The organism is Streptosporangium sp. CA-135522 (assembly GCF_050949235.1).
Taxonomy (GTDB): Bacteria; Actinomycetota; Actinomycetes; order Streptosporangiales; family Streptosporangiaceae; genus Streptosporangium.
Genome location: NZ_CP192026.1, coordinates 7460043 through 7477661, shown reverse-complemented (window position 1 = coordinate 7477661; position 17619 = coordinate 7460043). Strand labels below are relative to the sequence as shown.

Sequence of the window (17619 nt, the reverse complement as noted above, 5' to 3'; positions counted from 1 at the left end):
TGATGAACGACTTCACGCGATGGATCGATCTCGAAGGCGCCGTCAACGTGCGCGACCTCGGCGGGCTGGCGACGGTCGACGGCGGGACCACACGCTTCGGCCGGCTCTACCGATCGGACAACCTGCAGGGGCTGACGGCGCGCGACATCGAGCTCCTCGTCGGCGAGCTCAAGCTCCGCCACGTCGTGGACCTGCGCTCCGGCGCGGAGGTGTCCCTGGAGGGGCCCGGACCGCTCACGACCGTGCCGGAGGTGAGCATCCACCACCTCACCCTGTTCGCCGAGGGCGGCAGGCACACCGACGTCGAGGCCGACACGATCGACGCCGATCGGGTGCTGCCCTGGCAGGAGCGGGTCGAGGAGGACCTCGCCGAGCTCAAGGTGACCGGCTTCTACTACGGCTACCTGCGCGACCGGCCCGACTCGGTGCTGGCCGCGTTGCGCGTCATGGCCCACGACGACGGCGCCGCCGTCGTGCACTGCGCGGCGGGCAAGGACCGTACCGGCGTCGTCTGCGCCCTGGCCCTGGAGGTCGCCGGAGCCACCCGGGAGGCGATCGTGGCCGACTACGCCGCCACCGGTGACCGTCTGGAGGGCATCCTGGCTCGCCTGCGCTCCAGCCCCACCTACCGTGACGACCTCGACTCCCGCCCGGCCGACGACCACCGGCCGCGCCCGGAATACATCGAGCAGTTCCTCCAGGTCCTCGACGACCGTTTCGGCGGGCCTCTGCCATGGCTCGCCTCGCACGGCTGGAGCGACGCCGACTCCGAGGCGCTCCGCTCCCGCCTGCGCGACTGACGTCCGCCGGGCGCCCGGCCGAAGACCCGCCAAGGCCTCGTCGCGCCCGTCACGCCCGCCGCGGCCGGTCGCCGGCCCCTGAGCGGGAGGGCTCGGCGAGAGCGCGGCTCTCAGAGGGCGATCACCTGGCGCTCGGCGACCGACCGGCGGGCGGCTTCCAGAACGGTGAGGGCCTCGACCACCTCTCCCGGCTCCACCGGGGGCGGGGCGCCCTCGCGCAGGCTCGCCGTCACCGCCTCGTAGAAGGATAGGTAGGCGCCCGGTTCGGTGCGGACGGGATTATGGTCGTCGTCGGTGCCCAAGGTGCCCCAGCGCTCCGGAGGGTCCTCACCGAAGCCCGAAACGTCGGGGGTGAGGCCGGCGCGCAGCCGGTCCTCCTGGACGTCCAGGCCGTATTTGACGTAGCCGGCCGTCGAGCCCAGGACCCGGAAGCGAGGGCCCAGCCGGGCGGTGAGCGCGCCGGCCCACAGGTGGGAGCGGGCGCCGCCGGCGTGGGTCAGGGCGATGAAGGTGTCGTCGTCGGAGGCGACCCCGGGACGGCGGACGTCGGACTCGGCGTAGACGTGGGTGACGGGGCCGAGCAGCCGCAGGGCCTGGTCCACCAGATGGCTGCCGAGGTCGTACAGGAGGCCGCCGACCTCCTCGGCGTCACCGAGCTCGCGCCAGCCGCCCTTCGGGGTGGGGCGCCAGCGCTCGAACCGGGACTCCAGCCGGTTCACCGTGCCGAGCTCGCCGGCCGAGACCAGCCGCTCGATCGTCAGGAAGTCGCCGTCCCAGCGCCGGTTCTGGAAGACGGTCAGCATCAGGCCGAGATCGCGTGCCAGCTCCATCAGGGCGCGGGCCTGCGCGGCGGTGGCCGCCAACGGCTTGTCCACCACCACCGGCAGGCCCGCCTTCAGCGCGGCCTCGGTCAGCGGGACGTGGGTGCGGTTGGGAGAGGCGACCACGATCAGGTCGCTGGAGTCCCACAGCTCGGCGGCGTCGCCGACCGCCCGCGCGCCGTACTTCTCCCGCACCTCGGCGGCCCGCTCGGGATTGCCGGTCACCACGGCGGACAGGCGCAGCCCCGGGGTCGCGGCGATCAGCGGGGCGTGGAAGAACGCCCCGGCCACGCCGTACCCGATGAGGCCGACCCGGAGATCAGTCACCGCGCCGCTCGTCACGTTCGGCGAGGAAGGCCTCGAACTGGGCGGCGAGCTCGTCGCCGGTGGGCATCTCGGAGGGCTCGGCCATCAGGCTCTCGCGCTGCGCGCCGGTGGCGAACGCGTCGTACTGCTGCTCCAGGCCGGTGATCGCGGTGGACAGCTCGTCGGAGGCCTCGATCTGCTCGGCGATCTCGGTGTCGGTCCGATCGGCGGCCTCGCGCAGGCTCTCCAGGGGGAAGACCAGGCCGGTGCCCTTGGTGACCGCCTCCAGAGCGGTCACCGCCGCCGCGGGATACTCCGCCTGGGCGAGGTAGTGCGGGACGTGGACGGCGTAGCCGAGGGCGTCGTGGCCCTTGGCGCCGAGCCGGAACTCGATCAGCGCGGCCACGCTGCCGGGCACCTGGACCTTCCCGAAGGCGCTGGTCTGGCCGGTGATGAGCTCGGCGCGGCTGGCGTGACCGGTGATGCCCAGCGGGCGGGTGTGCGGGACGGCCATCGGGATGCCATGGGTGGTCACCAGCTTGCCCACGTTCAGCCGGGTGACCAGCGTGTCCAGGGCGGCGGTGAACAGCTCCCACTCGCGGTCCGGCTCGGGGCCGGTGAGCAGCAGGAACGGGGTGCCCGTGGTGTCGTGGGCGAGGTGGAGGGCGATCTCGGGACTTTCGACCTCGACCCATCGGTCGGTGTCGAAGGTCATGATCGGGCGCCGGGACCGGTAGTCGAGCAGCCGGTCGACGTCGAAGGTCGCGACGACCCGGTGCTCCAGCTCGTCGAGCAGGTGACCGATGGCGAGCCGTCCGGCGCCACCGGCGTCCACGAAGCCGTCGAAGTGGTAGAGCAGCACCGGATCGGTCAGCTCAGGGACGTCTCCGCTGAGCCGGTAGAGATCCGTCGGGTCGAACACCGTGTTCCAGCCTTTCGTCGGTCGTCTCTTCACATGAACCCGTGGGGCACCCGGTGAATTCCGCCTACCCGCGGCGATCAAGGGGCACCCTATCGGGGCACAATGAGTCTCACGCAGCCCGACCCGGAGCCGGAAGAGTCCGCGACCCGCCTGTTCGACCTGGCCAGGACCGGGCGAACCGAGCAGCTCGGCGCATGTGTTCGGCGCATATGTGGGGACCGGGGTGCCGGACAACCCGGCCGGTGACAGGGGTGACACGTTGCTCGTGCTCGCCGCCTGCCACGGTCACGCGGAGACCGTCCGCGCGCTCACCACCCCGGGCGCGCTGACGACCGCGGCAGACGCCGTTGCCCGGTGCGGTCTTCAAGAGCGGTGCGGCCTTCAAGAAGGAGTTCGAAGTGATCCGGGCGCTCCTGGAGGCGGGGCCGACCCGGACGCGGGCACTCCTTCGGCCGCGGACGCCGCCCGGATGTTCGGACAGGACGAATACCTAAACTGGTTCATGCGGCGTCCGAAACCATGATGATTCATCATTTCGGAGTTTACGGACGTATATGAATTCAACTGTTGTTCGGTCATTCTTGACGGGTGGGAACTACTACTACTCATAGGTTCGCCCAATCGCTCTGCATTCCCCCGCTCCCCTGTCCCTTCCCCAGCGACGTGAACCCTTATGTCGAGCAGGTCAACACGGAGACCTTGAAGTGGCTCGTCGAGTCGGGAATGCTGGACGACGCCGAGGCGGTGGAACGCTACAGGCAGGCGAAGTACGGGTGGCTGTCCGCGCGCACGTACCCCTACGCCGAGCACCACACGCTTCGCCTGGTGACCGACTGGTGCGTGTGGCTGTTCGCCTTCGACGACGCCTTCTGCGAGTCGGACCGGCGAGCCGCCGAGATCGCCCGTGCCCTGCCCCAGTTCTACGCCGTCCTCGAGGACCTGGAGGAGGGCCAGGAGCTCGACGACGCGTTCGCCAGGTCCCTCCTGGAGATCAAGGGGAGGATCGCCTCCTACGGCGACCCCGACCAGCTCGACCGCTGGCGCGGCGTCACCAAGGACTACCTGTTCGCCCAGGTGTGGGAGGCGGCCAACCGGGAGGACGAGGTGGTGCCGCCCCTGGAGGACTACCTCTTCATGCGGCGGCGGACCGGGGCCATGCTCACCGTCTTCGCTCTCATCGACGTCGCCAGCGGCCGGCGCCTGACCTCCGACGAGTGGCGCCACCCCGCGGTCCGCGCGATCACCGAGAGCGCCAACGACGTCGTCGTCTGGGACAACGACCTCATCTCCTACGCCAAGGAGAGCGACGGCGGCAACGCCCGCAACAACCTGGTGAACGTGCTCGCCAGGCACCGGCACTACTCCCGGCAGCAGGCGATGGAGGAGATCGGCGAGATGCGCAACCGGGCCATCGCCGACATGGTGGCGGTGCGCCCGTCACTGGAGGCGCTCGGCTCGGAGGCGGTGCTCGCCTACGTGCGCGGCCTGGAGTTCTGGATCAGCGGAAGCGTCGACTACTCGCTGACCAGCTCCCGCTACACGGTCGCCGGGCAGCGGACGGCCCGGCAGGCCTCCGCTCAGTGATCACAACTGGGGGAGCGGGTCGTCCGGCTCCTGGTCGCCGAGCGCGAGCTCGATCAGCTCCTCCAGATTCAGCTTCCTGCCCTGCGCGAACGCTTCCTCGTGCGCCTGCTCGCCCAGTACGCGCTTGCACTCCTTGAGGCATCGGTCGTGCTCGGAGTTGAAGAACGGAGAGTTCATCTGGGGCATCCCGAAGGTGCGCCAGTTCGCCTGTCCGGCCCCCATCAGCAGCGCGGCGAGCGCCGGCTGCCCGTCGTCCAGGGCCTGCCTGGCCACCACCTCGATCGCCAGGCCGATGCCGAGCACGTCGTGGAAGTAGCGCTTGAGCCGTAGCGCCTCGCGCGCGTTGGTCATGGCCTCGGTGGTGCGGCCCATCGCCTGGTAGACGCTGGCCAGCGCGTAGATGGCGTACGAGCGCAGCCACAGCTCGCCGCGCTGGGTGCAGACCGCGATGCAGTCGCGCAACAGCACCTCGGCCTCGGCGGGGTCGTTCTGCATGAGCAGCACCATCGACAGCTCGACGATCGAGGGCAGCAGCCCCGGATTGAGCTCCCGGCCGCTCTTGTGGAACTCGATCGCGACGCCCAGCAGCGCGCTGGCCTTCTGCAGGTCGCCCTGGAGGAAGGCGGCCGTGCCGAGCATCTTGGTGGCCAGGATGACCGCGCCGGAGTCGCCCACCCGGACGGCGTCCGAGCTGCATTTCTCGGCGGCCTCGATGGCTCCGGCGATGTTGCCCTGCGCGCTGTTGATGTAGGAGAGCACCCACAGCGCCTTGCACCGCTCCGGGCTCGGACGGGGCGCCAGCTCCAGGGTCTTCTCCAGATAGACCCTGCCCTCACGCGCCAGCCCGCAGGCCACCCACATGAACCACAGGGAGGACAGGAGCTTCAGCCCCTCCTGCACCTCGGAGGGACTTCTCAGGCAGTGGTCCAGGGCCACCCGGATGTTGTCGTGCTCGTGGCGCATCCGGACGTACCAGTAGACCTGGCGGGCTCCGGACCAGGCGTCCTCGCTCCTCTTGGCCAGCTGCAGGTAGTAGTCGCGGTGCCGCTCCCGGACCGCGTCCGTCTCGCCCAGCTTGTCCAGCCACTCCTCGCCGTACTGGCGCAGGGTGTCGATCAGCCGGTAACGGTGCCCGGAAGGGGTGCCGTCGCTCAGCAGGATGGACTTCTCCACCAGGCTGGCGACGAGATCCATGACGTCTTCGGAGGGCAGGCTCTCCCCGGAGCAGACGTAGCGGGCGGCGTCCAGCTCGAAGTCGCCGGCGAAGACCGACAGCCGGGCCCACAGGAGTCGCTCGGCGGGCTCGCACAGCTCGTGGCTCCAGCCGATCGCCGCGCGCAGCGTCTGATGGCGGGGCAACGCCGTACGGCTGGCACCGGCGAGCAGGCTGAAGCGGTCGGCCAGCAGGCCGAGGATCTGCTCCACCGACAGCGCGCGCATCCGGACCGCGGCCAGCTCGATGGCCAGCGGGATGCCGTCCAGGCGGCGGCAGAGCTCGGCCACGGGGCCGATGTTGTGCTCGTCCAGCATGAAGTTGGGCACCACCGCGCTCGCCCGAGCCACGAACAGCTGCACCGCCTCGTTGCTGAAGACGTCCTCGCCGGGCGAATCGCCGGGAACGGCCAGCGGCGGGATGGTGACCGTGTGCTCGCCCCTGGCGTTCAGCGACTGGCGGCTGGTCGCCAGAATGGTCAGACCCCTGGCACTGCTCAGCAGGTCCTCGAAGAGCGCGGCGCAGGCGTCGACCAGGTGCTCGCACGTGTCGATGATCAGAAGGATCTCGCGGTCGCCCAGCCACTCGACCAGCGTCTCGTCCGCCGATCGGGAGGACTGGTCGGCGATCCCGAGCGCCGAGGTGATCGTGTGGCGGACCATTCCCGAGTCCTGCAACCGGGCCAGATCGGCGAACCACACGCCGTCCCTGAACTGGCCGTCCATCAGGTGCGCGATGCGCAGCGCCGTACGGGATTTGCCGACGCCGCCGATGCCGGTCACGGTGACCAGACGATGCTCGCGCAGTCGCTGCCGGAGAGTGGTCAGCAACCTGGTGCGTCCCACGAAGCTGGTGAGCTCGTTGGGGAGATTGCCGTCTCGCCGCCATCCTGATGGCGTTGCCATGGCCGCCTCACGGGGGTAGCTGACAGGGGGGAGCTGACAGGGGGTGGCGCACACCTGCCACCGCATCCTACCGCCTGGGTCCCCGGCTGTCCCTGCGCCGGGACCGGCGGTGACGATCTTACGCTGGAAGGAAACGGCTCGCCGTGACACCGGTCGGCGGGCGGAGGCTGGTTAGCATGTACGAGTGACATCGCATGAACCTGACGACCTGCGCCCCGTCGACCTGTCCGACGACGGGCCGCCGATCCTGCCCGACCAGACCAGCGACGACACCGACCTCGGATGGGGCGAGTGGCGTGGCTCGGACGACGACGACGCCCGACTGCTGGAGGACCGCCCGCCGCACTGGGGCTAGGCACTCCGGTGAGCGCGGGACGCCCGGCGGCCGAGGGCGCCGTGGTCCGCCTCAGTCCATCGGGAGCAGCGTTCCGAGCGGGCCGAGGTCGAGGTTGAGGTCGGACGGGGACAACCCGAAGTGTTCGCACAATTCGGCCATGGCCTCTTCCAGCCGCATCAGCGTCAGGCCCAGCGTCTCGATCTGCTCGTCGGACAGGTCGCCCCGGTCCATCCGCCGTATGCACTGCCGCTCCACCAGCTGACGTACCAGCTCGACGATGGTGAGCACGAGACAGGTCAGGTCGCGCTGCACCGTCTCGGGATCGGCCTCGATGCGCCGGCGACTCGATCGCGCCGTGTCGGAACGCGAGGTGTCCGATCGCGCCGTGTCGGAACGCGAGGTGTCCGATCGCGCCGTGTCGGAACGCGAGGCGCTCGGTCGGAAGGTGTCCGATCGCGCCGAATACGGCTCTGCGGGGTGTGGCCGCGCCGCAGCGGGCCGCGGGGGCCGCGGGCCGGCGTTCCTCGCGGGGGGTTCACTTCCGGGCAGGGTCATGCCATCTCTCCCGTCTCTCGTGTTCTGCCGGGTCGGACTCCAGGACGGACGTGAGCAGCACGCGCAGGGAGACGCGCACGAGGTCGATGTCGGCGATGGACAGGACGAGGTCGCCGGTCACGACGACACCGCCCGCCAGCAACCGGTCCAGCAGGTCGACGAGCGCCACACGCTGGGGCGGCAGCCGGCCCTCGGCGGCCAGCGCGGCGCCCGGCGAACCGCGCGATGTCACGGCGCGCCTTCCGGATCGAGAGGGTCGCGCGGGTCGCTCGGGCCGGGATCGAGGGCGGTGAAGGAGTAGGGCGCCCAGGGGCCGGTGAGTTCCAGGTCGATCCCGCGTCCGCGGAGGGCGTCGAGGGCGGCGGCGAACTCCTCGCCGCGTTCGACGTCGACGAGGTAGGCGCCGTTGAGCACCATCCACTCGTCGCGGCCGGAAAGGCTCGGATCCTGTGGCCGGTGGAGCCGGTCCGCGACCGCGATGGCCGCGAGACGGGAATGGATGTGCTCGGCCTCGGCCACCGCGTCCCGCCACGCGTCCTGCCTGTCGTGCAGGCTCGCCCTGCGGCGTCTCAGGTAGGCGGTACCGGGACTGTCCTCGGCGGTGGCGTCTTCGGCGGCGTCTTCGACGCCCGTCGCGGGCGAGGTCCGCTCGGCGTAGGCCTTGACCCCCCACTCCCTGCGCCCGGCCACCTGGGAGAGCAACGCGGTGAAGTCGTCGTATCGTCGCTGCAGCAGGTCGCCCACCTGCTCCTCGTCGCTGTAGACGGTCACGAGCCTGACCGGGGCCGTCGCGGCCGCCTCGGCCACGGTCTCCACGACGCGGTGGTGGGCGCGAGCCGTCTCCTCCACCCACTCCAGATCCTCCAGGGAACGCCGCAGCGGCTCCTCGCCGAACCGCTCCAGCGGCACGGTGCTGACGTACGCGACGAGACCGGCGCGCCGCACCGTACGCACGGGCGCGCCTGCCACGCCCGTCAGGCCCTCCGGGCGGGGACAGTCCTCCTCGCGTGCGATCGCGTAGACGTAGGTGCCGGCGTCAGCCACCGCGTCCCTCCCCTTCGCGTGGCCGTCCTCTCGGGGTTCTCCGTCGAGCTTCGATGGGGCGGCGCTCTCGCCCGCCGTTCCGTAGTTCGTCCTGCTCCTGTCGATCCTCCGGCAACTCTCCCCACTCCTCCTCCGCGGCGGCCAGCCGCCTGCGGAGCCGGCGGTTCTCCTCGGCCAGCTCACGACCGTCCGAGCTGAGCCACGGATCGTTCTCCCACCAGTCGATGCCCAGCTCCCGGGCCGTGTCGACGGAGGCGATCAGCAACCGCAGTTTGATCGTGAGCAGCTCGATGTCCAGCAGGTTCACGCGGATGTCCCCCACGATCACCACGCCTCTGTCGAGCACTCTTTCCAGGATGTCGCCGAGGTTGGTGGTGTCGCGCCGGGCGGGCGCCCTGCCGCCGTAGGACGACTGGGGAAGAATGGAGCCGGACCGCGCTGGATCGGTCATCTTCAGTCACGCCTAACCGTCGTCGCCTTTGCCGCGCTTGTAGCGCCGCGTCCTGCGGTAGGAGAGCAGGTCCCCCCGCCGGTCCATCTCGGCCTCGTAGAGCGCCAGGATGTCGCCCGAGGACGGGATCCGCCGGTCCTCGACGATCTCGACCCCGACCCGCCAGCCGTCCTGTTCCGGCTGTACGAAGGTGACGCCCTCGGGCTGCTTGCCGGTCAGGTCGGCGATGAGGCGCAGCCCGGCCCGGCCGGCGGTCGCCGCGGACAGCGTCCGGGCCCGCCGGCGGGCCCGCGGAGCCTCCTCCTCGTCCTCGTCGAAGTCCTCGTCGAAGTCCTCGTCGAAGTCCTCGTCGTGGTCCTCGTCGTGGTCCTCCTCGTGGTCGTCGTCGAGGTCCTCGCCGGAGGCGTCGTCCTCCTCGTCGAGGAGCTCGTCCTCGTCGTAGAGGTCGTCGGAGGCGTCCGCGTCGGCGGCGCGCTTACCGTGGGTTGTGCGCCTGACAGGCACGAGGTCATTCCCCCTCTTCGCTTCTGTCCGGCGAGGCGGCGCCGGAAAGGTCCGGCTGGACCATCATCTGTTCGATGATCTCCGCCATCGCCCTGGCCGCCTCCTCCTCGGAGATCTCGCCGGCGAGCCTGGCCTCCTCCACCTCCTCCATTCGCCGCCGGACCGCCGCCGGGTGCCGCAGTTCGAGTTCGGCCTGTTCCTGCAGCATCTCCCCGAGCCGGATCAACGCCCGGATCGGGGCGAACGGCAACCCCACGGTCAGGCTGAACAGGCCCATCCGTCATCCCCCCTGTCCCGATGTCGTGACGAAGTCGTACGGTGCCATCGGTCCGAGCAGGCGCAGGTCGATCCGGCCCGCCCACCGCTCGCCGAACCCGTCCAGGACCTCCTCGAACTCCGCCTGCCGGTCGGCCTCCACCAGGACGGCCACGTGCACCGCGTCCTGCTCGTGGGTCGGCTCGCGCACGGCGACGGCGACGCACCGCGGAGCGACGGCGTCGACGAACGCGGCCGTGTCGGCGTCGCGCTTGGCCGCGACCGCCTCACCGACCAGCTGTCCGAGCTGGATCCGCGCGTCCCAGGTCGCCTCCTCCGGCAGGTCGCGGATCTCCTCCCGCAGGCGCGCGGCCTCCGGCTCCTCCGCGAGAACCTCCCCGATGACCACCCGCTCGACGTAGCGGCCCTTGACGACGTACTCCGTCCGCCCCTCGAGCTCCTTCAAGGCGGTGACGAACGCGTCATGGTTGGGACGCAGCAGTTCCTCGATGACCGCCTCCGAATCGGTCAGCACCGCCCCGAAGCGGAACGGGAGCACGGGAACCTCGGCCGCCGTGTCGTCCAGCAGTCGCTGATGCGCCAGCAGGTCGTCGGGCCGGCCCAGCGGGCGGTCCAGGAGGATGTCGCTCACCAGGGCGGCGACGTCGCCGTGCCGTACCAGCGTGACCCGTTCGGGGGGGTCGCCCACCCCGCGGGCCTCGGCGGTCAGCTCGACGTCCGCCGGCACGACGCCGTAGACGTAGGAATGCCGATCCTGAGCGCGCCGGGCGGTTTTCTCGGAGCCGGCGGTCTGTGTCTTTCCGGTGGAGCCGGACATCTTTCACTCCTCCTCTCGCCGTCGCCGGCGGCGGGGTGCCGGTTCGCGCTCCTCTTCCTCCTCCTCGGGCGCGCCGAGGAACTCCTGGAGCCTCTCCCCGGCCGCCTCCAGCATTCCCTGGGCGACCCCCTTGCTCTTGGAACTGCTCACGCCCTGCGTCATGTCCTGCACGACTTCCGGCAGTCCCTTCCCACCGGTCTGCGCGAGATCCAGCCGGTTCGTGGCCTCCGCGAAACGCAGGTAGGTGTCGACGCTGGCCACGACGATGCGCGCGTCGATCGTCAGAATCTCGATGCCGACGAGGGAGACCCTGACGAAGGCGTCGATAACCAGGCCCTTGTCGAGAATGGTGTCGATGACGTCGGCCAGTCCCGACGAGGACCCGCGGCCACCTCCACCACCTCCCGAAGGTTGCACGATGGTCATCTGTTACTCCTCGGCTCTGTTCGGCTCTGTGCTTGTTTCCCGGTTCACCCGCTGCGGGCGCCGGTACGGCGGCGTGCGGTGCGCGGCGCCGGTCGCTCGTCCGCGCCCGCCGCCGCGGTACGGCGGCGTGCCGGGCGCCTGGCCGGCTCCTCGGGCTCCTCGGGCTCCTCCTCGGCCGCCGCGGCGCGGCGGCGGCGTGCCGGCCGTTTGGGCGGCTCTTCCTCCTGCTCCTCCTGTTCCTCCGGCTCCTCCTCGGCCGCCGCGGCGCGGCGGCGGCGTGCCGGGCGCCTGGCCGGCTCCGGTTCCGGCTCCTCTTCCTCCTCGTCTCCGGCGGCCTCGCCCTCTTCGGCCTCGCCCTCCTCCTCGTCCTGCTCTCCGCCTTCCCCTTCCCCGGTCTCCTCTTCTTCTTCTCCGGTCTCCTCTTCGGGGGCCTGTCCCTCGGTCTCCTCGGCTCCCTCCGCCTGCCCGGTCTCTTCCTCCTCGGGGGCGCCCTCCTGCTCCTCGCGCTCCTGCTCCTCCTTGAGGGCGGTCTCGTGGTCCTTGACGACCTTGCTGTCGCGGATCTCGCCGCGCCAGCCCTCGATGTCGTCGGGGTGCAGCACGGTCTGCGTCATGACGTGCCGCCGGAAGTGCTTGAGCTCCAGGCGTGCCCGCCGGCCCTGCGCGCGCCAGATGTTGCCGGTGCGCTCGAAGAGGCCCTGCGGGTGGTACTCCAGCACGACCAGGATCCGGGTCATGTCGGGACTGAGCGCGTGGAAGCTCACGGCGCCGTCGACGTGGCCCTTGGCGCCCTTGGAGCGCCAGACGATCCGCTCGTCCGGCACCTGCTCGATGATCGTCCCTTCCCAGGTCCGGTGGGACCAGAAGATCTGCGCCTTCCACCTCGTCTTCTGATCGTCCTCCTGTTCCACGCCTTCGACCTTCTTCATGAAGCCGGGGAAGTCCTGGAACTGGGTCCACTGGTCGTAGACGAGTCTTCGCGGGGCGCCCACGTCGATCGTCTCGACTATGTTGGTGAGCTTGAGCTTCTTGCCGCGCCCGCCCTTGCCGCCTCCGGTGATCTTGTTCATCAGGCCTCCGGCCGCCATCTTGGCCGCTCCCTTGAGCCCTGCGGCCACCGGGTGCTTCGAACCGATCACCGTGCTCAGCAGGCCCAGGCCGCCCGATACACCTGATCCGTCCGACCCGCCCGATCCGCTGTTCTGCACGTAATCGGTCAGCCGCTCGGTCAACCCGCCGAGCTTGTCGGTCGCGGACGACAGGATCCGCTCCCCGAGCGCTTCGGCGAGGTTGCGCAGCTCCTGGGTGAGCTGCTCGGTGGGCAGCAGCTGGCCGTCGCCCCGCTCCGGCCGGTCGTTCCTCGTTTGCTCGGTCATCGGACCTCACCCTCGCGCCCGGCGGACCGGCCGTTCCCGGGTGGCCGTCTGGGTGCGCTGCGCGCCACCGCGGCGCCTGGTCGCCGTCGCCCGTGGCTGCTCCTCTTCCTCTTCCTCTTCCTCCTCGGGCTCGCCACGGGACCTGCCGGCCTGGCGTCCCCGAGCGCCGGACGTACGGCGTCCGCGGGCGGGGGCAGGGGCGGGCTCTTCCTCTTCTTCCTCTTCGGGCTCCTCTTCCTCCTCCTCGTCGTACTCCTCTTCCTCGTCCTCGGGCTCCGGCTCCGGCTCCCGGCGGGAGGCCGGACGGCGGACGGACGCGCGGCGCTTGCGGGCGGGCGTCGGCTCTTCCTCTTCCTCGGGCTCTTCCTCGTCGGCTTCGCCCCGGCCTCGAAGCGACTCCGCGCGATCGTGGAGCCGGGAGGTCAGCGAGTCGATCTGCTTGGTCGCCGCGCTCTTGACCGCGGCCTTGCCGACTTCCATCAGCTCGCCCCGGATGCTCTCAGCGATCTTCTCCAGCTCGGGTGAGGATCCGAGCACCTTCAGACCCTGCTGCAGCAGGTCGCCCCCGCCGGAACCCAGCCGGCCCGTCGCGCCCGCCGCTGCCAGCGCGAGCGCCGTCCGTAGCTTGTGGCTCCGGCCGAGAAAATAGCCCGCGCCTACAGCCAGGGCCATCTGCAGTCCGCATTTCACGATCATCACTCCCTGATCGATCACTCCATGTTCGGGGCCGGCCCACCCGGAAGCCTCGGCGGACCGGCTGGGCGGAAGGGAAGACATCGGTAAGAGCTGACGTCTGTCGTTTTGAACGTGTCAGAAGCGTCTTGCCTCGTATTGCCGCTACATACCCTAAAAAAGGGACATGAAATCACATATAGGTTAAAAACGGGCACACGTGATCAAGGGGGAGCTGCGGCCGTCATGGCAGACGTGACCGCCGCTATCCGGCCGAATGCGGCGGGGTAGCGGCGGGAGTCAGGAAAAGGCGGTTAAGCGCTAGGAAACGACATCCCTGCGCCGGAAGCGACGGAAGGCGAGCGCGACCAGGATCGCCGAGTAGGTGACCGAGACGGCCACGCCTTTGATCATGCCGCCGTATTCGGGCTGCGGGGCCAGAGCGTCCAGCCAGGCCGTGTTCCAGAAGGTCGGGAGGAACTCGCGGAGCGAACCGAGCGCCTCCACCGCCTGCAGGATGTTGCTCACGATCACCAGACCGACCGCCCCGCCGACCGCGCCGAGCGGGGAGTCGGTGCTGACCGACAGCAGGAAGGCCAGTGCGGCGACCACGAACTGGCTGATCAGGGCATAGACGATGACGACGCCGAAGCGGGGCAGCACGTCCAGCGCGGCGATGGTCTCGCCGGTGCCCGGCACCCGGACGTCGTTCCAGCCGAAGGCCAGGGTTCCGGCCAGCAGCGCCATCAGCGGCAGGCAGATCACCGCCGCCGCCGAGTAGCCCATCGCGACGACCAGCTTCTGCCGTAGCAGCCGGTCACGGGGGATGGGGGCGGCCAGCAGGTAGCGCAGCGACGACCAGCTCGCCTCGCTGGCCACGGTGTCCCCGCAGAACAGCGCCACCGCGACGACCAGCAGGAATCCGGCCGACACCGACAGCGCGAAGGCGGCGAAGTTCAGGCCGCCCTCGGTCGCCAGGTCGGAGATGCGCAGCGTGCCGGTCGGCTGGCCGGACCCGGCGCCGACCTGGAAGGCGACCACCAGGATCCACGGCAGTGCGAGCAGCAGGCCGAACATGACCAGCGTGCGGCGCCGCTTGAACTGGCGGACGATCTCCACCGCGAGCGGCAGCGTGTGCCGGGGCAGATAGCCGCTCGCCGAGCCGTCCCGCGGGGAGCCGGCGCCGGTCGCGGGGACGGCGACGGCCGTACCGGAGCCGTTGGCGTCGCTCATGCGTTCTCTCCGATCAGGTCCAGGAACACGTCCTCCAGGCGGCTGCCCGAGCCGTTGCCGGAGGTACGGCTGCGCAGCAGGTCGCTCACCGGACCGGCGCTGATGAGCCGGCCGCGGTGCATGACCACCACGTGACTGCAGGTCTGCTCCACCTCGGCGAGCAGGTGGCTGGAGACGATGACGGTACGGCCCCGCGCGGCGTAGGCGATCAGGACCTCGCGCATCTCGCGGATCTGGGGCGGGTCGAGGCCGTTGGTGGGCTCGTCGAGGACCAGCAGGTCGGGCAGGCCGAGCATGGCCTGCGCGATGGCCAGACGCTGGCGCATGCCCTGGGAGTAGGTTCGCACGGCGCGTTCCAGCGCGGTGCCGAGCCCGGCGATCTCCAGGGCTTCGGCGAAGTGGGCGTCCTCGGCGGGCCGGCCCGTCGCCTTCCAGTAGAGCTCCAGGTTGGCCCGGCCGGTCAGGTGCGGCAGGAAGCCGGGGCCCTCGACGAAGGAGCCCAGCCTGGACAGGACCGGGGCGCCGGGGACGACCCGGTGGCCGAAGATGCGGATCTCACCCGCGTCGGGATGGATCAGACCCATCAGCATCCGCATGGTGGTGGTCTTGCCCGCGCCGTTGGGACCGAGCAGGCCCAGCACCTGACCGTGCCCGACCGTGAACGACAGGTCGTTCACCGCCAGCTCACCGTTGCGATAGGCCTTGGTCAGGCCGTCGATCCGCAGGGGCACGGCCTCCAGCTCGGGGTCGGGCTCGTCCCGGCCGCGCCGGCGCCCGGCCAGCAGCAGGGCCGCCGCCACGACGACGGAGACCAGCGGCAGCGTCCAGGTCCACCAGGCAGGACCGGTGGAGGGGGTGCGCAGCGTGGCGTCGGTCGGGACGGTCACGGCAGGCGAGGCCAGGCCGACCGTGTAGACGGCCGGAGCGGCCGGCGTGCTGTAGCCCAGGTCGGTGGTGGTGAAGGTGACGCGCAGCCGGTGCCCGGGGTCGAAGCGATGGTCGATGGCGGGCAGGCTCACCGTGGCCTCGCCGGTGCCGCCCTCGGGAACGGCGATCCTGACAGGGGCGGCGAGCCCCTCGGGCAGCAGCGGCACCTGGGCGTCGCCCGCCACGTCGTAGAGCTTGGCGAACAGCGTCGCCTCCCGGCGGCTCGCCTCGCCGCCCGCGGCGGAGCCCTGCCCGGGCTCGGAGCGCACCCGCACCTTCACGGTGGAGCTGCCGGTGACCTGAAGCGGCGCGGTCAACGGCGCGGAGTCGAAGTCGGCGCTCTGGCCCGGCATGTCGACGGCCACGCTCAGGTTGCCGGCGCCGGTGAGGCCGCCGAACCCGGGGACGGCGGAGATCGAGGCGGGGGAACCGCCCGGCGGGTTGGCCACCTGCTGATCGGAGCCGTTGAGCGGCACCACGGTCCGGGCGGTGCCGTTCAGGCCGGGGTAGCCGGCCGCGGTGGCGTGCAGCTGGACCGGGCGGCGGGTGCCCGGGTCCCGGCCGCCGTCGCGGGTGACGGTGAACGGGCTGCCGGCCGGCTCCGCGCCGGCGGACTCCTTCAGGTAGCGGTCGAACCAGCCGAGGGTCCGCTCGTGGAGCCAGTCGACCTCGCCGTTGCCCCCGTCGTGGCCGCCGTCGAACCAGGCGACGCCGACCGGGGCGCCGGTGGCGGCGATGGCTCGGGCGTTGGCGTCCGCCTGGCCCAGGGGGAACAGCGAGTCGCGCCGCCCCTGCAGCAGCAGCGTCGGGATCCTGATCTTCCCGGACACCGAGATCGGGCTGGACCTGCGCAGGGTCTCGACCGCCTTCGGGGTCGCCCGGCCGGTCTGGGCCACCTGCTGGTACATGTCGCAGACCTCCGGCAGGAACCGGCCGCACCGAACCTCCTGCGCGGTCGGCGGGGTGGGCGGGTCGGACCGGTCGGCACGGGTCGCCGTCCCGCCCAGCCTGCTCAACCCGCCCAGCCCGCCGGCTCCCGCATCCGGCGTCGGGCCGCCCCGGCTGAAGAACAGCCCGGCCCACATCCGCTTGAACACGCCGTTGTCCGGCCCCCTGCCGGTGGCGTCGGGAAACAGCGCGTCGGCCAGGTCGTACCAGGTGACCTGAGGGACGATCGCGTCGATCCTGCCGTCGTACGCGGCGGCCATCAGCGCGATCGCCCCACCGTAGGACCCGCCCGCGATGCCCACCCGCGGATCACCGGCCGCGTCGAGCTGGACCTCGGGCCGCCTGGCCACCCAGTCCACGAGCTGGCGGACGTCCTTGACCTCGTAGTCGGGGGAGTTGAGCGCGATCTGCCCGGTGGACCGGCCGAAGCCCCGCGCCGACCAGGTCAGCACGGCGTAGCCCTCCTGAGCCAGCCGCACGGCCGCGTCTCGGACGCTCTGCTTGCTGCCGCCGAAGCCGTGCGCGAGCAGCACCGCCGGCGCCTTGCCGCCGCCGGCGGGCGGGAAGAAGCTCGCGTCGAGTGTGACGTGCTGGTCGTCGCCCGGCCCGTCGAGCACGGCGATCTTCTGGTCCTGGACCCGCACCGGTGGCGCGGACGGCCACAGCGACCAGGCCGCGACGCCGATGACCAGTACGGTGATCACCGCGACCCAGGTGGCGGGCCTCCTCGCAAGCTTCATGTCGCGAGCTTACTGAGGGGGGGCTGAGAGGGAACTGAGGAGAACGAGAGGGCCTGCGGGCGGCGGTCCGGCGGACGCGCGATGGCGCGGGGTGACGGGGATGGCGCGAGGCGACGGGGATGAGGCGGGCGACGGAAGATCAGGCGCCGTCGGCGGCGAGCGGGAGCCGGTAGTGCACCTCCGGGGCCGCGACGGGCAGACCCTCGACATCCTGGACCCGCCCGGAGAGGGTGAATCCGAAGCGCTCGTAGAACCTGCGAGCGCGGACGTTGCTCTCCAGGACCCAGAGCCCGGCCTCCGCGTGCCCCATCTCCCGCAGCCGCGCCACCGAGCGGTTCATCAGGGCCAGCCCCAGTCCGGTCGACCAGTGCTCGCTGAGCACGTAGATCGCGTAGATCTCCCCGCCGGGGATCTCCCTGTCGCGCGCGGACCCGAACAGGCTGAAGCCGGCGCTCACGCCGCCCGCCTCGCCGATCACGACGCGTTCGGCGGCGCCGGCGAACCTCGCCCGCCACAACTCCACCTCGCGGAGCTCGACCCGCAGCTCGTCGAGGAAGTCCTGAGGGAGCAGACCCCGGTAGGCCGTCTTCCACGTCTCGGTCTTGATGCGCAGGACGTCCTCGGCGTCGTCGGGGCCACCATCTCGTACAAAAGGCTCCATAACGGTCCATTATCCAGACGTGAAGGACAACCCATGCCAATGCCTGGACGATGCATCAGGGATGTCCCCGATTGCGGACCAAGGTAAAGGCCGGGCATCAT

19 protein-coding genes are annotated in these 17619 nt (G+C 70.9%); 3 read left to right on the top strand and 16 right to left on the bottom strand.

Annotated features, from left to right (window positions below; genetic code table 11):
- The first annotated feature begins 2 nt into the window (after nt 1-2).
- Nucleotides 3-800 carry a tyrosine-protein phosphatase gene (locus ACQPYK_RS35430; protein WP_433240973.1) on the top strand — a complete coding sequence of 266 codons (798 nt, stop codon included), beginning with the start codon at nt 3-5 and terminating at the stop codon, nt 798-800.
- 110 nt (nt 801-910) lie between these two features.
- Here the strand turns inward: ACQPYK_RS35430 and ACQPYK_RS35425 are convergent, their stop codons facing one another.
- The gene (locus ACQPYK_RS35425) at nt 911-1948 is read right to left on the bottom strand and encodes a Gfo/Idh/MocA family oxidoreductase (protein WP_433240970.1); all 1038 of its coding nucleotides are present in this window, start codon (nt 1946-1948) and stop codon (nt 911-913) included.
- A complete protein-coding gene (locus ACQPYK_RS35420) occupies nt 1941-2849 on the bottom strand; it encodes a proteasome assembly chaperone family protein (RefSeq protein WP_433240967.1) in 909 nt (302 codons plus the stop codon). Before ACQPYK_RS35420 ends, ACQPYK_RS35425 begins: the two co-directional genes overlap by 8 nt.
- 663 nt (nt 2850-3512) lie before the next feature.
- Here ACQPYK_RS35420 and ACQPYK_RS35415 point away from each other — a divergent pair.
- Complete coding sequence (locus ACQPYK_RS35415) at nt 3513-4433, top strand: 4-epi-cubebol synthase (protein WP_433240964.1); 921 nt, start codon at nt 3513-3515, stop codon at nt 4431-4433.
- On the opposite strand, the gene ACQPYK_RS35410 is transcribed toward ACQPYK_RS35415, so the two are convergent.
- A complete protein-coding gene (locus ACQPYK_RS35410; RefSeq protein ID WP_433240961.1) occupies nt 4434-6551 on the bottom strand; it encodes an ATP-binding protein in 2118 nt (705 codons plus the stop codon).
- 184 nt (nt 6552-6735) lie between these two features.
- Between ACQPYK_RS35410 and ACQPYK_RS35405 the strand changes: the two genes are divergently transcribed.
- Entirely contained in the window at nt 6736-6906 is a 171-nt protein-coding gene (locus ACQPYK_RS35405) for a hypothetical protein (protein WP_433240958.1), read from the top strand.
- A 51-nt stretch (nt 6907-6957) separates the two neighbouring features.
- On the opposite strand, the gene ACQPYK_RS35400 is transcribed toward ACQPYK_RS35405, so the two are convergent.
- The 13 genes from ACQPYK_RS35400 to ACQPYK_RS35340 form a co-directional block, all read right to left on the bottom strand.
- On the bottom strand, nt 6958-7200 hold the full coding sequence (locus tag ACQPYK_RS35400; protein ID WP_433240955.1) for a gas vesicle protein K: 243 nt from the start codon (nt 7198-7200) through the stop codon (nt 6958-6960).
- A gap of 223 nt (nt 7201-7423) precedes the next feature.
- Nucleotides 7424-7675 carry a gas vesicle protein gene (locus ACQPYK_RS35395; RefSeq protein WP_433240952.1) on the bottom strand — a complete coding sequence of 84 codons (252 nt, stop codon included), beginning with the start codon at nt 7673-7675 and terminating at the stop codon, nt 7424-7426.
- Nucleotides 7672-8487, bottom strand: a complete 816-nt coding sequence (locus tag ACQPYK_RS35390) for a GvpL/GvpF family gas vesicle protein (protein ID WP_433240949.1) — start codon at nt 8485-8487, stop codon at nt 7672-7674. Before ACQPYK_RS35390 ends, ACQPYK_RS35395 begins: the two co-directional genes overlap by 4 nt.
- Complete coding sequence (locus ACQPYK_RS35385; protein WP_433240946.1) at nt 8480-8938, bottom strand: gas vesicle protein; 459 nt, start codon at nt 8936-8938, stop codon at nt 8480-8482. Before ACQPYK_RS35385 ends, ACQPYK_RS35390 begins: the two co-directional genes overlap by 8 nt.
- A 12-nt stretch (nt 8939-8950) precedes the next feature.
- Nucleotides 8951-9442, bottom strand: a complete 492-nt coding sequence (locus ACQPYK_RS35380) for a gas vesicle protein (RefSeq protein ID WP_433240943.1) — start codon at nt 9440-9442, stop codon at nt 8951-8953.
- Between the two features lie 4 nt (nt 9443-9446).
- Nucleotides 9447-9719, bottom strand: coding sequence for a gas vesicle protein GvpG (locus ACQPYK_RS35375; protein ID WP_433240940.1), 273 nt, complete (start codon nt 9717-9719; stop codon nt 9447-9449).
- Nucleotides 9720-9722: 3 nt separating this feature from the next.
- Nucleotides 9723-10535 carry a GvpL/GvpF family gas vesicle protein gene (locus ACQPYK_RS35370; RefSeq protein ID WP_433240937.1) on the bottom strand — a complete coding sequence of 271 codons (813 nt, stop codon included), beginning with the start codon at nt 10533-10535 and terminating at the stop codon, nt 9723-9725.
- Nucleotides 10536-10538: 3 nt separating this feature from the next.
- Entirely contained in the window at nt 10539-10961 is a 423-nt protein-coding gene (gene gvpJ, locus ACQPYK_RS35365; RefSeq protein WP_433240934.1) for a gas vesicle protein GvpJ, read from the bottom strand.
- A gap of 44 nt (nt 10962-11005) precedes the next feature.
- The gene (locus ACQPYK_RS35360) at nt 11006-12337 is read right to left on the bottom strand and encodes an SRPBCC family protein (protein ID WP_433240931.1); all 1332 of its coding nucleotides are present in this window, start codon (nt 12335-12337) and stop codon (nt 11006-11008) included.
- A gap of 6 nt (nt 12338-12343) precedes the next feature.
- Complete coding sequence (locus ACQPYK_RS35355) at nt 12344-13027, bottom strand: hypothetical protein (RefSeq protein ID WP_433240929.1); 684 nt, start codon at nt 13025-13027, stop codon at nt 12344-12346.
- Nucleotides 13028-13330: 303 nt separating this feature from the next.
- Nucleotides 13331-14242 (bottom strand): ABC transporter permease, encoded by a 912-nt coding sequence (locus tag ACQPYK_RS35350; protein WP_433240926.1) that lies wholly within the window; start codon nt 14240-14242, stop codon nt 13331-13333.
- On the bottom strand, nt 14239-16857 hold the full coding sequence (locus ACQPYK_RS35345) for a CocE/NonD family hydrolase (RefSeq protein ID WP_433240922.1): 2619 nt from the start codon (nt 16855-16857) through the stop codon (nt 14239-14241). Before ACQPYK_RS35345 ends, ACQPYK_RS35350 begins: the two co-directional genes overlap by 4 nt.
- 139 nt (nt 16858-16996) lie before the next feature.
- Nucleotides 16997-17518 carry an N-acetyltransferase family protein gene (locus ACQPYK_RS35340; RefSeq protein WP_433240919.1) on the bottom strand — a complete coding sequence of 174 codons (522 nt, stop codon included), beginning with the start codon at nt 17516-17518 and terminating at the stop codon, nt 16997-16999.
- Nucleotides 17519-17619: the final 101 nt, after the last annotated feature.

Excerpts from the sequence above, each read along its gene's own strand:
- ACQPYK_RS35370 (WP_433240937.1), bottom strand. The coding sequence starts at position 10,535 with ATGTCCGGCTCCACCGGAAAGACACAGACCGCCGGCTCCGAGAAAACC.
- ACQPYK_RS35350 (WP_433240926.1), bottom strand. The coding sequence starts at position 14,242 with ATGAGCGACGCCAACGGCTCCGGTACGGCCGTCGCCGTCCCCGCGACC.
- ACQPYK_RS35375 (WP_433240940.1), bottom strand. The coding sequence starts at position 9,719 with ATGGGCCTGTTCAGCCTGACCGTGGGGTTGCCGTTCGCCCCGATCCGG.
- ACQPYK_RS35360 (WP_433240931.1), bottom strand. The coding sequence starts at position 12,337 with ATGACCGAGCAAACGAGGAACGACCGGCCGGAGCGGGGCGACGGCCAG.
- ACQPYK_RS35385 (WP_433240946.1), bottom strand. The coding sequence starts at position 8,938 with ATGACCGATCCAGCGCGGTCCGGCTCCATTCTTCCCCAGTCGTCCTAC.
- ACQPYK_RS35340 (WP_433240919.1), bottom strand. The coding sequence starts at position 17,518 with ATGGAGCCTTTTGTACGAGATGGTGGCCCCGACGACGCCGAGGACGTC.
- ACQPYK_RS35430 (WP_433240973.1), top strand. The coding sequence starts at position 3 with ATGAACGACTTCACGCGATGGATCGATCTCGAAGGCGCCGTCAACGTG.
- ACQPYK_RS35410 (WP_433240961.1), bottom strand. The coding sequence starts at position 6,551 with ATGGCAACGCCATCAGGATGGCGGCGAGACGGCAATCTCCCCAACGAG.
- ACQPYK_RS35345 (WP_433240922.1), bottom strand. The coding sequence starts at position 16,857 with ATGAAGCTTGCGAGGAGGCCCGCCACCTGGGTCGCGGTGATCACCGTA.
- gvpJ (WP_433240934.1), bottom strand. The coding sequence starts at position 10,961 with ATGACCATCGTGCAACCTTCGGGAGGTGGTGGAGGTGGCCGCGGGTCC.